Annotated in this window: 8 protein-coding genes; 4 read left to right on the top strand and 4 right to left on the bottom strand. The window is 37.7% G+C overall.

All coding sequences use genetic code 11. The features are described from left to right. Positions 1-12: 12 nt before the first annotated feature. The 4 genes from ACXVWP_RS00730 to ACXVWP_RS00745 form a co-directional block, all read right to left on the bottom strand. Entirely contained in the window at positions 13-3108 is a 3096-nt protein-coding gene (locus ACXVWP_RS00730; protein ID WP_369866527.1) for a type I restriction endonuclease subunit R, read from the bottom strand. Positions 3109-3216: 108 nt separating this feature from the next. Beyond that, complete coding sequence (locus ACXVWP_RS00735) at positions 3217-3747, bottom strand: REP-associated tyrosine transposase (RefSeq protein ID WP_071162753.1); 531 nt, start codon at positions 3745-3747, stop codon at positions 3217-3219. An 86-nt stretch (positions 3748-3833) separates the two neighbouring features. Further along, entirely contained in the window at positions 3834-5003 is a 1170-nt protein-coding gene (locus ACXVWP_RS00740; protein ID WP_369866529.1) for a restriction endonuclease subunit S, read from the bottom strand. An 83-nt stretch (positions 5004-5086) separates the two neighbouring features. Then, the gene (locus ACXVWP_RS00745) at positions 5087-6631 is read right to left on the bottom strand and encodes a type I restriction-modification system subunit M (protein WP_369866530.1); all 1545 of its coding nucleotides are present in this window, start codon (positions 6629-6631) and stop codon (positions 5087-5089) included. 138 nt (positions 6632-6769) lie between these two features. Here ACXVWP_RS00745 and recB point away from each other — a divergent pair, with 138 nt between their 5' ends. The 4 genes from recB (at position 6770) to ACXVWP_RS00765 (ending at position 13907) form a co-directional block, all read left to right on the top strand. Beyond that, positions 6770-10423, top strand: coding sequence for an exodeoxyribonuclease V subunit beta (gene recB / locus ACXVWP_RS00750; RefSeq protein ID WP_369866532.1), 3654 nt, complete (start codon positions 6770-6772; stop codon positions 10421-10423). Then, positions 10423-12357, top strand: a complete 1935-nt coding sequence (recD, locus tag ACXVWP_RS00755) for an exodeoxyribonuclease V subunit alpha (protein WP_369866534.1) — start codon at positions 10423-10425, stop codon at positions 12355-12357. Before recB ends, recD begins: the two co-directional genes overlap by 1 nt. A 3-nt stretch (positions 12358-12360) precedes the next feature. Continuing rightward, complete coding sequence (gene grxB / locus ACXVWP_RS00760; protein WP_369866536.1) at positions 12361-13008, top strand: glutaredoxin 2; 648 nt, start codon at positions 12361-12363, stop codon at positions 13006-13008. 128 nt (positions 13009-13136) lie between these two features. Then, positions 13137-13907, top strand: a complete 771-nt coding sequence (locus ACXVWP_RS00765) for a threonine/serine exporter family protein (protein WP_289901762.1) — start codon at positions 13137-13139, stop codon at positions 13905-13907. The last annotated feature ends 3 nt before the right edge of the window (positions 13908-13910 follow it).

Consider the following 13910-nt stretch of genomic DNA (forward strand, 5'->3'; position numbering starts at 1 on the left):
TGGTTTAAGTTTTCAAACCTCGCCACCAATCCCAACAAACTTCTCAACAAAGGCAACGATCTTTTGGAAAATGCTTTGTTTTTTCGTGAGATATTGCGGATTAAGCGGACTCATTTTCGGTAGGGCATCATTTAAATCCGTACCTTGTTCACTAGCATATCCGCGTTTTAAGGATACGTTAATATAACGCTTCGCGGCATCAATATTCAGCCCTTCACTGCTAATTAATTCGTCAGCTTCTTTCTGTTGCTCTTTTTGGGCAAATTGGAAGAAAGATTCAATAATACCGGCTTTATCAACTATGCTATCTAAGTCCGTTTGATTGATAAAATCTACGATTAAACTTTCTTTGGCTCGATTACCTAGGCTCGCTCGGATTGTGGTTCGAATTTCATCAATCAGCTCAGATTTATTTTTCATTTTCTTGTTGTGTTCAAAAATCAATTCTAAGATGTAATCTAGATTGATTTCTTGGGATTTTAATAAATCCACTTCAAACACCACATCGTCCCAATCAATGGTCGATTTTGCTTTTTCCTCACCATCTTTTTGACGACGGAGCCAATCCCGAATATCGTTGTAAGTTGAACGGTAATTCTGAATGCTACGTTCGCTTGGCATATCAATAGGTTGCATTTCAGCAAAAGCTTCGTCCGTTAAATAATATTTTTCTTTAAAGTCTTCAACGGCTTTTGCATCGCTGGTATCGAGTGATTGAAATACTTGTAAAGCAGCGAACTCATCATAGTTTTGCAGAATGTTTTCAACCCGCAAATATTCACCAAATAATTTCACAAAGTCTTTTTTGTCTTTTTCCGTTTGAATTACATCTGGATCTGGGAAGCGTTCTTGCAATTCAGCAATAACCTCTAAATAACCACGACGGGCAACACCCGCATCGGTGAAGCCTTCCATATATTCTTGGTAACTTTTTTCCAAAACGACATTGCGCGTATTGGATTTACCGAAAAGGGTAATCGCATCAATGGTATCTTGTTCCAAGTCGCGGAAAGTGACGATATTGCCGAAACTTTTGGTGCTGTTGTAAATACGGTTTGTACGAGAATAAGCTTGAATCAAACCATGATAACGCAAGTTTTTATCTACAAATAACGTATTTAAGGTTGGGGCATCAAAACCAGTTAAAAACATTCCAACGATAATCAGTAAATCCACTTCTTTGTTTTTGACGCGTTTGGCGAGATCACGATAGTAGTTTTGGAACGATTTTGCATCCACATCATAATTGGTGGCAAAATAGCCGTTGTAATCATCAATGGCAGATTTTAAAAATTCCTTAGCAGAAGAGTTCATTGCCTCTACTTCAAAACTTTCATCAACAATATCGCCAATCGCATCTTGTTCTTCATTCGAGGCAAACGAAAAGATTGTTGCAATTTTAAGTGGATTTTTGACCGCACTTTGTAACTGTTTAAACGTTTGATAATAAGCTTTAGCAGCATCTACGCTACTTACCGCAAACATCGCATTAAAGCCATTGTTACCCGCATTAAAGCGATGTGTCTTTTGTTTGAAATTATCTAAAACATATTGGGCTATTTGCTCGATGCGTTTAGGCTGTAAAAAGGCTTGTTTCTTCTCAAGTGCGGTCAGTTTTTCAAGATTTTTTTCGGTTTCAATGCTCTTGAATTGTGGTCGTACATCATTGTAATCCACTTTAAATTTCAACACTTTTTCATCACGAATCGCATCGGTGATAATGTAAGAGTGGAGTTCGATGCCAAAAACACTGGCTGTAGTTTCGGCACCTAATGCGTTAGTTGGAAAAATAGGCGTGCCGGTAAAACCAAATTGATAGTATTTTTTAAATTTTCTCGTTAGATTTTTTTGCGCTTCACCAAATTGAGAACGATGGCATTCATCAAAGATAAAAACGACCTGTTTATCGTAAATCGGTAATTTATCTTCCGATTTCATCAGGTTGTTGAGTTTTTGAATGGTGGTAACAATGATTTTATTGTCGTCTTTTTCGATATTGCGTTTTAGCCCAGCCGTACTTTCCGAGCCATTCACGCTATCCGGTGAAAAGCGCTGGTATTCTTTCATAGTTTGATAGTCCAAATCTTTTCTATCTACTACGAAGAATACTTTTTCAATAAAGTCTAATTCTGTTGCAAGACGTGCGGCTTTAAAGCTGGTGAGCGTTTTGCCTGAACCTGTGGTATGCCAAATATAGCCACCACTTTCTTTATTGCTCCAGCTTTTTGCTAAATAAGAACTTTTGATTTTCCATAAAATACGCTCGGTGGCGGCAATTTGATAGGGGCGCATAATTAATAGGGTGTCGGAAACATCAAACACGCAGTAATTCACCAACACATTGAGCAGGGTATGTTTTTGTAGGAATGTCGCCGTAAAATCCTTTAAATCTTTAATCAGAGTATTTTTTGCCGTTGCCCAATTCATTGTGAAGTCGTAGCTGTTCTTATCTCGCTTGGTGGTATTGGCAAAATATCGGGTATCTGTGCCATTAGAAATGACAAAAATCTGAATATATTTAAAGAGAGAATTTTCTTTATTGAAACTTTCTTTGCTGTAGCGGTGAATTTGATTAAAGGCTTCACGAATCGCCACGCCACGTTTTTTTAGTTCGATATGCACAAGCGGTAAACCATTGATCAAAATCGTCACATCATAACGATTATCATAGCTACCGCTTTGCTCAAATTGATTGATGACTTGCAGAGTGTTATTGGTAAGATTTCTCTTATCTAGCAAATAGATATTCTGAATGCGTCCATTATCAAACACAAAATCATAAATATAGTCATCATGAATTTTACGGGTTTTTTCAATCAGACTATCGCTCGATTTATCCAAATATTCCTCTAAAAAACGTCGCCATTCCGCATCAGAGAAAACCACGTTATTTAAGCGTTGTAATTGTGCCCGTAAGTTTTTAATCAACACATCATGACCATTGATTTCTTGTAAATACTCATAGCCTTGCGCCTGTAAATCACGAATAAACTCACGCTCAAGGCTACCTTCCGTTTGATAACCGGCATTAGGTTCTTCAACAAACTTATTATATTGATCTAAAACGATAAAATTATTAGATTCAGCGATAGTTTTGTATTGGGTCATAAGTAGTTCCTTAATGCTTTTGCTTTTTAGTTTTTGTAGGGTGGGCTTTAGCCCACCGTTTTATTTATGATTGTTAATTGGTGGGCTAAAGCCCACCCTACAGTATTGTTATATATCACCTTTAATTTTCAAATCTGGGTTGCCTCCCCAATCTTCAGGATAAATCTCTGCTTTCACATCACGATGGAAGGAAGAATACGGCCAATCTTTTACTACCTCAACATAGCCGTGTTTCACAGGATTGTAATAAATATAATCTAAATGATTCGCTAAATCTTTATCATCACGAATTAAATGCTCCCAAAATCGGCGTTGCCAAATACCTGATTCTCGATATTTTTGTCTATTTTTATTAAATTGTCGGCATTCTTTTGGAAGTTGTCGTGTAAATTGTGTTTTTAAATATGCGATGCGTATTGCGTAATTATCATCATTTTCAGGTAATTGCATCAGTAAATGAATATGATCGGGCAAAATACAAATTGCTACTGTTTCGAATGGATAATGTTCACAAGTTTGTTTATATGCAGATCTAAATTCATTGATATAGTCAGTTAGATAAGATTTTGTTCTATCTTGTAAAACAATTGTGAAAAAATATAATCCACCTTTAGTAAAATTGCGACGATAATTAGACATATATTATTCCAAATTGTCGTTCGTAGGGTGGGCTTTAGCCCACCGTTTGTTGTGATTAATTGGTGGGCTGAAGCCCACCCTACGGGTTACGAGAAATTTAATAGCAATTCTCGGTAATATTCATACCGCTTTTGGCTTTGTTCAATCGCTAAAGGCAAGCCTTCGGTGATGGAATTAGTTAAGGTTTCAAATTTATCGAGGATTGAAACGATGCGGTGTTGTTCTTCGAGTGGGGGAACATCAAACTCATATTGCAAAATTGCAGTTTTATCCCCTCGAGGCATTTTTGCACCTTTTGAATATTTAACGTTATATTCAAAGAAATGTTCATTTGCCAATATATGATAAAGATAATGTGAAATAATGTTTTCATCTGTCAATCGTATAACTAACACATCACCATTTGTTCCACCTGTTTTATCTGCTAACCAGATTTTTCTTAAATAGGGACGAATGTTTCCAATTAAAATATCATTAGGAAGATATTCAATAAATGAGCCTTCAGTTGGTACATAATTGGAACTTGTTTTACCCAGTTTATTTTGAAGTAAATTTTCTACCCCTATATAATTTTCTTTATCCAATTTATCAGTCGAGATGCGTGATTTTGCATAAATAGCCACATCAATAAGTTTCTTCTTCCCCCCCCCCGAATTTAATTGTTCTAAACTATCAAAAGATAACAATTTTTCCCGATAGTATTCATATTGTTTCTGGCGTAGTATAAGCTCGCTGGTAAGCTCGCTGGTAAGGGCTGTCAATGCGTCCAAAATTTTTACGATTTCGGTTTGGACCGAGAGTGGGGGGATGGGGACTAAATATTTATCTGTATCAGGTGTTGCAATCTGAGGCATTTGCATCTTTGAACCTAAATTTTGGAAATAGGGTTCCTGATTTTTCAAAACATAATAAATGTATTTAATATTAATATTTTTATCATTTGAATAATAAGACCACATTTCATTTTTATGAGAAAAAGGCTTATCGTAATATTCAAATTCAATAATTCCTCGAGACTTTACAATAATTGAAGGATTTTTATTGATGTCTTTTTCAGGGATATCTTCAAAATTTACTAATGCAAATGTTTTCCCGCCAGCAAAAATTTTTAGTGGTGCATTGTCTTTATGCAATACTTTCATTTCAGCAGCTGTAATTTTTGTGCCTTTAGTTCTGATTAGAATGTCTTTTAGAGGCTTCCACTCAACCTTAGCCCCATCCAATAATTTTTCTAAAAAAGTGCGGTTGTTTTTCATTGTATTTTTGTTGCTTCTCGTAGGGTGGGCTTCAGCCCACCGCAAGTTATCGTAAATTGGTGGGCTGAAGCCCACCCTAAATTTTATCCCTCAATTTCTGCCACAATCTTGTCAATCTCGGCACGCAAGCGGTCAATATTGGCAACAGTTTCACGAATTTGCGCATTGAGCTCATCGATATCAATGACTTCGCGGGTGTCTTTTTGCTCCACATAAGAACTCACCGCAAGGTTGTAGTCATTTTTAACGATTTCTTCAAAGGAGACTGATTTTGCCAAATGCGGTACATTCTCTTTATCGGCAAACAGTTTGAGCATTTGCTCAATATGTTCTTCTTCTAAAATGTTGTTATTGGTGGCGGATTTAAATAAACCGCTGGCATCGATAAATTGGGTTTGAGTATCGGGTTTATGTTTGGAAAGCACCAAAATATTCACCGCAATACTGGTGCCGAAAAAGAGATTTGGAGCAAGCGCAATCACGGTTTCCACATAGTTATTATCCACCAAATATTGACGAATTTTTTGTTCCGCACCGCCACGGTAAAAAATGCCGGGGAAGGAGACAATCGCCGCACGGCCTTTTGCTGAAAGATAACTTAACGCATGCAAAATAAAGGCAAAGTCCGCTTTGGATTTTGGCGCAAGCACGCCGGCAGGGGCAAAGCGTTCATCGTTAATCAGTGTCGGGTCGTCTGAGCCAATCCATTTCACGGAGTAAGGCGGGTTAGATACGATAGCATCAAAGGGTTTATCCTCACCAAATTGCGGATTCATTAAGGTGTTGCCAAGGGCGATATCAAACTTGTCGTAGTTGATGTTATGCAAAAACATATTCATACGAGCAAGGTTATAAGTGGTGTGATTGATTTCTTGCCCAAAGAATCCTTCTTCAATGATGTGTTCATCAAATTGTTTTTTCGCTTGCAATAATAAAGAACCTGAACCGGCCGCAGGGTCGTAAATTTTATTGACCTTCTCTTGTCCATATAAAGCCAGTCGAGCAATCAGCTTGGAAACGCATTGTGGCGTAAAGAACTCGCCACCCGATTTACCGGCATTAGCAGCATAGTTGGAAATTAAAAATTCGTAAGCATCACCGAATAAATCAATATGATTATCTTCAAAGTCACCAAAATCTAACTCGGCAACGCCTTTTAATACGGCAGCGAGACGGCTGTTTTTATCGGCAACGGTATTGCCCAAGCGGTTGCTGGTGGTATCAAAATCAGCAAATAAGCCTTTGATATCCTGTTCGGAAGGGTAGCCAGTAGCGGAGTTTTCGATAGCTGTAAAAATGTTTTTTAGGTCTGTATTTAAATTCGGATTAGTGTTGGCTGTTGCCACGACATTTTTAAATAATTGGCTTGGGTAAATAAAATAGCCCTTGGTTTTTATCGCATCTGTTTTAATTTCTGGCGTGATGATGTCATCAGATAAACCGGCATAGTTCACACTTTTATCACCACCTTCAATATAATTAGCAAAGTTTTCGCTAATAAAGCGATAGAAAAGTGAGCCCAAAACGTATTGTTTAAAATCCCAACCATCGACAGAACCGCGTACATCATTAGCAATTTGCCAAATACGGCGTTGAAGTTCGGCGCGTTGTTGAATTGCTGCTGCCATAAAATCCTCAGAATATTTTGTGTCATTATTAATGATATAAATGCTCCAAATTATACAAGAAATAAATAATAACTAAATGAATTTCTATGGAAATTCCTCTACAATAAGAACACACTAATGTTTCCAAAAAAATAAAAAATGAGCCAAAAATCAACCGCACTTAATGCTATTTCGTTGCCCTTAAATCAAGTCAATTTAATTGAAGCCTCTGCAGGTACAGGGAAAACCTATACCATTGGTTCTATCTATCTTCGTTTACTTTTACAGGCTGGTGAGAATTGTTTTCCTCGTCCGTTGAATGTGGAAGAGATTTTGGTGGTAACCTTTACTGAAATGGCGACAGAAGATTTAAAACGCAAAATTCGGGAACGTTTAACGGCGGCAATTTCGGTTTTTTCTGAATATTATGAAAAGCAAGACAAGGCGATTTTTACTGGAGAACATCAATTTTTAGCGGAATTGTTGCCTTATTTAGGGGATATTCCGACTGCACTTCGCCGCTTAAAGCTGGCCGAACAAAATTTAGATTTAGCCTCCATTTATACCATTCACGGTTTTTGTCGCCGAATGCTGATGCAACATGCTTTCAATTCAGGCGTGCATTTCAATTTAAAACTTCTCAAAGATCAGTCTGATTTACTCAAACAATTTGCAAATGAATTTTGGCGGGAGCATTTTTATGATTTGCCTTTCCATTTAGCTGTATTTATCTCAAAAGAATTAAAGTCGCCAGAAGAGGTATTGAATGATTTAGGCTCAAATATTGGGAATGATTTTTCTATACAACTGAATAAACCAGAACTATTAGAACTGTCATTAAAAGAATTTTTGCAAAAAGATATCACTAAAAATGCGGAAATTATTGAAAAGATTAAAGATACTTGGTTAGAAAGTGCGGTTGAAATCCGAAACCTTTTTGATGAAGAAGTCGTGAAAAAAGAGAAATCTTGTTTAAATGGTAAAACATATTCAGGTAAAACGATTTTATCTTTTGTGGATGAAGTCACCTCATGGGCAAAAAATAGAGCAGATATCACCTTAAATGAAACGCTAGTAAAAAAATTTACGCAATCGGCTTTAGATAACGCCGTCAAAGCAGATTTTAAGAAAAAAGGGGTGAGAATAACGCATCCAGCCTTTGAAGAGATTGAAGCTTTAATTGAAGAAATTCAACCAAGTGATTTATTTAAAAAAATCATTCTCTATCACTATCGTCAAGGTATTCAAAAGAAACTCCTTGAATACAAAGCGAATCATCCTGAAAAATCCTTTGATGATTTATTACGCTTATTGAAAGAAGCACTATATGGTGAGGGCGGAGAACAGTTAGCGGAATTAATTCGTTTTCAATATCCCTTTGCCATGATTGACGAATTCCAAGATACGGATGCGTTACAGTATCAAATTTTCTCGAAAATTTATCGCAATGAAACTGCGTCCGGTAATGTTGGCTTTATGATGATCGGGGACCCAAAACAGGCGATTTATCGTTTCCGTGGTGCCGATATTTTCACTTATCTAAAAGCAGCAAAAGAAGCGAACGAGCGTTTTAACTTAGGCACAAACTACCGTTCATCCCAACCTTTAGTGGAAGGGGTAAATCGGTTATTTGATTTTGAAAATGATCCCTTTATTTATGAAAACATCGAATTTTTAAATGTCGGTGCAGCCAAGAAAAATCTTGTTTTTCAGTTGAATAATCAACCTGAACCAGCCTTCCGTTTTTATATTAACGATAAAGACAAATCCACCCAGCAAGATTATGCGAAAGCTTGTGCGACATCGATTCAGCAATGGTTAAAAAGTACGGCTGAAAATCCGGTTGTTTTTCCGAATGAAAGCAAAGCAGAAAATCAAACATTGCGAGCAGAAAATATTGCTGTTTTGGTGCGTGGTTATACTGAAGCAGATCTGGTGAAAAAAGAATTGCAATCACTCGGTATTGCTTCGGTTTACCTTTCGGATAGGGGAAATGTCTTTGAGAGTAATACAGCAAAAGAACTGGCCTTGATTTTGCAAGCTTGTTTGAGTGTGACGGAACGCCCAATTTTGAATGCAATTGCGACCGCACTTTTCGGCTTAAATGCAGCTGAAATTCACCAAATTCACCAGGATGAAATTCAGTGGCAACGTTGGGCAGAAAAATTTGCAGAGTATCAACAAATTTGGCAACGCCAAGGCGTATTGCCGATGTTGCACCATTTACTTTTAGCTGAAAATATCACAGAAAAACTCTTATCTCGGCCTGATGGCGAACGAAAACTGACGGATTTATTACATTTAGCTGAAATTTTACAGCAAGCAGCCGCATTAAATGAAAGTGAAGCGGCATTATTGCGCTGGTTTGAAAAGCAAATTCAAGATAATGGCCGTCAAGAAGCACAAATTCGTTTAGAAAGCGAACGTCAGTTAGTGAAGATTGTGACTATCCATAAATCCAAAGGATTGGAATATGATTTGGTTTGGTTGCCATTTTTAGGTAATGAAGCAAAAGACCCAACAAAATCAGGTAAGCAGAAGAAACTGTTTAATTTATATTACAACAGTGATGAAGAGAAAACCTTGTGGGATATGCAAGATCAACACTTGGATGATTTAACAGAAGAAGTTTTTGCGGAAGAATTGCGTTTGCTTTATGTAGCATTGACTCGAGCAAAATATCAAATGGCCTTTGTGTTACCGAAAGCCTTTGATAAAAAATGGAATGCTTTATTGTATGTTTTAACGCAAGGTGAAATTGGTCGAAAACTCGATTTGCCAAATAATTGGGATACTCAACCATTATTGGAAAAATTTAAGCAACTTTTACCTAATGATGTAGAGATTGAATCAACCGATGTGTTACAAGCCAGTGAACCACTGACCTTAAATGTTTCTCAAGAAAATTTAAGTGCAGAAATTTTCCAAGGTGAAATTGAACAAGATTGGCGAGTGACGAGCTTTAGTGGCATAGAACAAACCCATCAACGCAAAGCTTATTTGAATGAAAGTGCGGTGAAAAAATCGCTCATTTTTGATGACGCGAAAGATTATGATGCCTCGATTTCAACAGAAAATATCCCTGAAAATCTGACCGCACTTGCTCATGATAACGATGAAATGGTTTTAGATTTCCCACGGGGAACACAAATCGGTACGTTATTGCATCGTTATTTTGAAAAGGTGCCTTTTGCTCAACTAGCTGAGAAAGAAAATATTGAAAAATTATGTCAGGATTTGAATCTTGCAGAAGAGCAATTTGTAGCAGTTCAATACTGGTTTGCACAAATACTCAGCACGCCAATTTTGCCAAACGATGATTTTACCCTTGCACAAATTAACGAAAAACAATGCTTAAAAGAGTTGGCATTTTATCTCAATATCACAAGCCATTTTGATGTCACAGGTTTTAATCGAGCGTTATCAACCTTACATCATTTGCCGTCAGAACCGTTACAGTTTGATGATATTCAAGGCATGGTGCGAGGCACAATGGACTTAGTTTTCTGTCATCAAGATAAATATTATTTGCTTGATTACAAATCGAATTTCTTAGGTGATACATTAAAGGATTACGATCAAGCTGCATTGAAAAAAGCCATGTTAGAGCATCATTATGATTGGCAATACTTGTTGTATGTGGTGGCATTACACCGTTATTTAAAAACACGTTTGCCTCACTACGATTACAACCGAGATTTTGGTGGTGTGGTCTATGCATTTTTACGAGGAATGAATGGTTCGCCGCAATCGGGCATCTTTTTTGATAAACCAGATTGGCAATTAATCCAACAATTAGAGGAATTATTTTAATGTTAAGCCTATTAAAATCCTTGCAAGAACAAGGTGTGATTACTCAAGGCGATTATTATTTTGCTCAATTAATTGCTGATAAACAAAAAGATAAAGGCTATGCAGAGACCGTACAAAATTTAGCGATTTTATTAGCCGCACTTTGCAACTGGAGCTATACGCAAGGCAATACTTGTTGTGTGTTAGATCGTTTCTTAGAACGTAATTTATTCGGCTTGGCTTATCGTCATACTGAAACGGATTTTTTGTCACTGATCAATGAAAAGATTGGTTCGCTTCCTGTATCAAAATGGCAATCAGCCTTAGCGGGACATATTGCTTTTACACAAGATCCTGAAAATCAGATTGCGCCTCTCGCATTTCAATTTGGGGCGATTTATTTCTATCGAGCTTGGCAAGATGAATTCCGCGTTGCGCAATATATTAAAAACGCCTTGAAAAATGACCGCACTTTATCGGTGGAACCGCAACAAATTCGAACCTTATTAGATCGTTATTTCCCTCAACAACAAGCGCAAGTTGATTGGCAAAAAGTAGCAGTCGCAACGGCGGTGAAAAGCCCATTTTCTGTGATTACAGGTGGGCCGGGAACAGGGAAAACCACGACAGTCACTCGCTTGTTATGTGTATTACAGGAATTATTTGGCGGCAAGCTTCATATTAAATTGGTCGCACCAACGGGGAAAGCCGCAGCTCGTTTAACGGAATCTATCGAAAACGCTTTGGCACAAATGCCGATTTCAGATGAGTTACGTGCATCCATTCCTAAAACCGCAGAAACGTTGCATCGTTTACTAGGCGTTCGACCTTTTACCGATAGCGTAAAATATCATGCACATAATCCACTGCAAATTGATGTATTAGTGGTGGATGAAACCTCGATGATTGATTTGCCTATGATGGCGAAACTGGTGCAAGCGTTGAAACCCGAAACGCGTTTAATTTTATTGGGTGACCAAGCTCAATTAGCTTCAGTGGAAGCGGGAGCGGTATTAGGGGAAATTGCACAATTTTTAACGCAAGATTATAGCCCAGCTCAAGCTGATTATATTCATGCAACAACAGGCTATACCGTTCCAACTTCAGATGAACATAGTCCGTTGCGTGATGCCATTTGCCATTTAACCTTTAGTCGCCGTTTCCGAGATGATTCGGGCATTAAACAACTTGCTGAGCAAATTCAACAAGGAAAAGGTGAGGGCAGTGTGGCGACTTTTGCGGAATACCCAGAAGAATTGCATTTCCATCATTTTGATGAAGAACAAGATATTAAAGAATCGGTTCGCCAAGTGGTGAAAAGTGCGGTCGAAAATTACCGTGTTTATTTAACCCAGCTTCAAACTTATTTTGCTCAGAAGAAAGATCTTAATGCAAAATTTATAGATGAAAAGGGCAATGAGAAAACTTATGCAGAAGCGATTTTAGACCGTTTTAATTCGGTGAGATTTTTGACCGCACTTCGTGCTTCGGCATTAGGTGTAGAAGAGTTAAATCGAGAAATTGCTTTGGTATTGAGTGCTGAGAAATTACTTTGGTTCCGTCAAGAGGACGATTGGTATATTGGTAAACCAATTATGATTACGGAAAATGATCATAATGTGAAACTGTATAACGGTGATATTGGCTTGTGTTTAGCTAAAGGCAAAGTGTGGTTCGGCAATCGAGAAGTTTCGACCAGTCGTATTCCCGCTCACGAGCCTGCGTTTATGATGACGATTCATAAATCCCAAGGTTCGGAGTTTGAACATACCGTCATGGTGTTACCAACAGAACCTAATCCAGTACTTTCACGAGAGCTTGTATTTACCGGTATTACCCGTGCGAAAAATCAACTTTCCGTATTTGCCAATGAAAAAATCTGGCAAAGTGCGGTCAGAAATACCGTGAAACGACAAAGTGGATTAGGAAAGTTATTACAGGAAAAAGAGGAGTAAAAAATGAAATTATATGTTTACGATCATTGCCCATTTTGTGTGCGAGCTCGCATGATTTTCGGTTTGAAAAATCTGCCGGTAGAACTTGTAGTGCTTGCAAATGATGATGAAGCAACGCCAATCGGTTTAGTGGGGAAAAAGGTTGTCCCCATTCTTGTTAAAGAAGATGGTACCGCGATGCCAGAAAGTTTGGATATTGTGCATTATGTCGATGAGCATTTTGGTGAAAAAATCCTGTCTGCACACGTTCGTCCTGAAATTGAAGCGTGGTTAAAAGAAGTCAGCAGTTATTATGGTCATCTTACGACTGCACGCTTCACACAAATTGGTTTAGCCGAATTTGAAACCCAAAGTGCGGTCGATTATTTCACTAAAAAGAAAACGGAATTTATCGGTGATTTTGCTGAAAATATTGCGAAGACCGAAACCTATCTTACTCGCTTAAAAGGGGATTTAAAGAAATTAGCTGTATTAATTCAATCTGAAAATGCCTTAAACGGCCAACTTTCTCTTGAAGATATTATCGTTTTCCCTGTATTACGAAATCTAACTTGTGTGAAAGGCATCGAATTTCCACCAGCAGTTTTAGCTTATATCACGAATATGGCTAAGTTAAGCAATGTGCCGCTATATTTTGATAAAGCCATTTAATCACTGCTGATTCATAGGCATTGGAAATACTGAAGTTTTGACTTGGATCATAGGTGCGGTCATTTTTTCAGTATTTTTTATTCATCGATCTATAATCTCTACGTTTACTTTAATAAGAGCGTAGAGATATGGATCAGGAATACCAACGAGCGGTTACCCGCATTTGTGTGGAAACCGCTTTGTTATTGTTACAGCATGGAGCAGAAAGTGCTGTTGTCGTACAAATGGCACAGCGATTAGGTGTAGCTTTAGGCATTGAAAGCGTGGAGTGTGCTTTAACGGCAAATGCCGTCTTATTGACCACACTTTCTAAACAACATTGCATTACCACAGTGCGTAAGAATGTCGATAAAGGCATTAATATGCAAATCGTTACGGATGTTCAGCACATTGTGGTTGCCGTAGAGCATCATTTGTATGATTTGTCTATGGCACAAAAGAAATTGGATAAGTTAAAACCACTAAAATATAACCGTTATTTGGTGGTGTTTATGATTGGTTTATCTTGTGCCTCTTTTGCTCACCTTTCTGGCGGAGATATGACAATTTGTGCGATCACCTTTATTGCTTCTGCCATTGCCATGTTTATTCGACAAGAAATTTCTAAACGTCATTACAATCCACTCATCGTTTTTGCCATTACCGCGTTTGTTGCTTCACTTATTTCAGGTATGAGTTTGAAATATAGTTTAGGCAACGATCCCCATATCGCATTAGCGTCTAGCGTTTTATTACTCGTTCCAGGATTCCCATTAATTAATTCACTTGCGGATATTTTAAAAGGGTATGTCAATATGGGAATAGGACGCTGGACCATCGCTACGGTTCTCACTTTTGGTGCTTGTTTAGGTATTGTCTTTGCGTTAAATCTTTTAAATATTGTTTCTTGGGTGGGGTAATAA

The organism is Haemophilus sp. SZY H56 (assembly GCF_054332415.1).

Excerpts from the sequence above, each read along its gene's own strand:
- ACXVWP_RS00730 (WP_369866527.1), bottom strand. The coding sequence starts at position 3,108 with ATGACCCAATACAAAACTATCGCTGAATCTAATAATTTTATCGTTTTA.
- ACXVWP_RS00735 (WP_071162753.1), bottom strand. The coding sequence starts at position 3,747 with ATGTCTAATTATCGTCGCAATTTTACTAAAGGTGGATTATATTTTTTC.
- ACXVWP_RS00740 (WP_369866529.1), bottom strand. The coding sequence starts at position 5,003 with ATGAAAAACAACCGCACTTTTTTAGAAAAATTATTGGATGGGGCTAAG.
- ACXVWP_RS00745 (WP_369866530.1), bottom strand. The coding sequence starts at position 6,631 with ATGGCAGCAGCAATTCAACAACGCGCCGAACTTCAACGCCGTATTTGG.
- recB (WP_369866532.1), top strand. The coding sequence starts at position 6,770 with ATGAGCCAAAAATCAACCGCACTTAATGCTATTTCGTTGCCCTTAAAT.
- recD (WP_369866534.1), top strand. The coding sequence starts at position 10,423 with ATGTTAAGCCTATTAAAATCCTTGCAAGAACAAGGTGTGATTACTCAA.
- grxB (WP_369866536.1), top strand. The coding sequence starts at position 12,361 with ATGAAATTATATGTTTACGATCATTGCCCATTTTGTGTGCGAGCTCGC.
- ACXVWP_RS00765 (WP_289901762.1), top strand. The coding sequence starts at position 13,137 with ATGGATCAGGAATACCAACGAGCGGTTACCCGCATTTGTGTGGAAACC.